At 68.4% G+C, this 2239-nt stretch carries 3 protein-coding genes; all 3 read right to left on the bottom strand.

Going from position 1 to position 2239, the window contains the following annotated elements:
* Positions 1 to 906 (bottom strand): secretin N-terminal domain-containing protein (locus ACTHLF_RS20495; protein WP_440329967.1); only part of this gene is annotated, 906 nt, incomplete at its 3' end.
* A 39-nt stretch (positions 907 to 945) separates the two neighbouring features.
* Positions 946 to 1716 (bottom strand): hypothetical protein, encoded by a 771-nt coding sequence (locus ACTHLF_RS20500; RefSeq protein WP_440329969.1) that lies wholly within the window; start codon positions 1714 to 1716, stop codon positions 946 to 948.
* On the bottom strand, positions 1713 to 2239 hold a 527-nt coding region (gene gspM / locus ACTHLF_RS20505), incomplete at its 5' end, for a type II secretion system protein GspM (RefSeq protein ID WP_440329970.1). The genes ACTHLF_RS20500 and gspM, both read right to left, overlap by 4 nt.

Below are 2239 nucleotides of genomic sequence, written 5' to 3' on the forward strand. Positions count from 1 at the left end.
CGTGCGCTCGATGGGAATGAAGCGCAGCAGGCCGGCGATCGGGGTGCCGCTACTCTCACCGAAGACCGACTCGAGTGCCGGCAGGACTTCGGCGACCGACGCGTTGCGCAGGCTGAAGACGCCGACGGACATGCCCGCGACCCAGTCGACATCGAACGTGTCGATGGTCTCGCCGTAATTGGCCAGCTCATCACGGGTGCCCGCGATCACAAGGACATTGCGAGCGGGATCCGTGAGCAGAATCGCGTCGTTCGACACGAACGGCGCCAGCAGTTTCGCCATCGCCGGCGCGGCAACGTGGCGGAGCGGAAAGAGACGGGCGCTCATGCCCGGCGCCGGCTTCGCCGCCTTGACGCCGGGCACCAGTCGACCGGCGACCGCCTGGCTCGTCGGCAGGATGCTGTATCGGCCGTGCTCGTGGACAAGCGCGTTACCGGTCCATGAAAGCAGGGTTTCGAGGATCGGAAGCGCCTCGTCGCGCGACACGGGCTTCGCCGTGGAAAACGAGATCGTCCCCTGCACGCCGGGTGTGACCGAATAATTGGCGTCGAGCAGGTCGCCGAGGATCGCCTTGACCACGGCCTCCACGGGCTGGTCTTCGAAGTTCAGGGTAACGGCGTCGGGCCCGGTCGCCTGTGGCTTCGGTTCGGCGACGGCATGGGGCCGGATGAACCGGCCGCTGCCATGGCTGATCTCGCGCGTCACGCCCGGCGCCATCGCCGACGCGTCGGCAGGCGTGGTGCCCGTCTCGCCCTGTTCGGGAGGCAAGGATGCAGGCACCGGCTTTTCCACGCCTGCGAGCGCCTCGCGCTGCAGGCGCCCATCGTCGCGCCTCACGTTCTGCGGGGCGCAGCCCATCATCAGCAGGGCCGAAAGAACGGCCGTGCCGAGCACAGTGCGTTTCATGTGTTGCTCCTCCTTCCGTGGGGGCGCGTCGTGCGCCCGCTACTGCGTATCCACTGCCTGTTGCCGCTGCTGCTGTTGCTCCATGCGGCGTCTCTGAACGGCTTGTTTGAGGGCCTCGACGCGCGCCCGCTGCAGGGCGTCGTCGTCTTGCCGGGGCGGCGCGTTTCGCGCCGCTTCCGCGGGCGGACGCGGGAGCGCCGGGCCCGTCATGCCCTGGGCCGTGGGCTGCTGTATCTGCATGCCACCCGTCGCTGGCCTCGGCGGACGTGCCGGGACTTGCCCCGGCACCGTGGGTGCGCCCGGCCGGGCTGGTGACTTCGCGAGGGCTTCGGGCGCGGCGACCTTCCACGTGAGCTCCCGATGCTCGCCCCCGTTGTCGAACACCGCGCTACGCGCTGTGAGCGATGTCAGGGTCCAGTGTCCGTCGGTGAGGGCGGTGCCGTCCTTGACGCGCACGGTGGTGTCCTTGCCGCGGTCGCGCAGCAGCGCCATGCGCAGGCCGGGCGTCATGATGATGCCGGTGAGTTCGAGGTCGCCGATGTTGCTCGACGCGTCGTCGCCCTCGGTGACGGCGACCGGTTTGCGATCGGCCATGAACAGGGGGCGTTGCCAGACCTCGGAAAAACGGGCCAGTGGCGACGGTGGCGGCATGGCGAACGGGCGAACGGGCGGAAGGGGCTCGGGCACACCGGCGTCGTCCCAGTGCACGCCCCGACCGACACCGAGCAGGAACGATGCGCAGACGGCGCCGAGCGCCACCGCGACGATCGCAAGTACCGGGGTGAGGCGACGCTGACCGGCGGCGTTCATGACGACACCCTGGCCGGACGCGCGGCATGGATATAACCGGACACGGTGAACTGCACTTCCATAGGAGCGTTGCCACCGGCACGCGCGGCGACGGGATTGCGATAGATGCTGAAATCTTCGATGAAGAGGTAAGGCGTTTCTTCCTCGATATCGTGCAGAACCGCGGTCATCGGCTGCATCTGGCAACGCAGGCTGATGTTGACCGTGACCTTGCGATAGGGCTCGCCGGCTTTCTCCTGGCTCGGCACGGGCATTTTCTGCACGACGTCGCAAGCGCCGTCTTCGCGATGCGCGGCGGCGACATCCACGATACGCTGCATCAGCCCTGCCGCTGCGGCGTTCGCGTCGTCGCCCGGAAGGAACGCGTCGCTATGCGTCTGGCCCTGCTCCAGCGCGGCGATGCGTTTTTCGAGCTGGGGGCGCTCGGCGATGGCCGCGGCGAAACGGCGCTGCGTGTCGCGCAGGTCGTCCATTTCATCGCCCATGGCCAGCTGCGGCGCCACGAACCACCAGTGCACGAGAG

This window comes from Luteibacter sp. (genome assembly GCF_051958795.1).
Classification (GTDB): domain Bacteria; phylum Pseudomonadota; class Gammaproteobacteria; order Xanthomonadales; family Rhodanobacteraceae; genus Luteibacter.

Coding starts and splice junctions, on each gene's coding strand:
- ACTHLF_RS20500 (WP_440329969.1), bottom strand. CDS start 1,716: ATGAACGCCGCCGGTCAGCGTCGCCTCACCCCGGTACTTGCGATCGTC.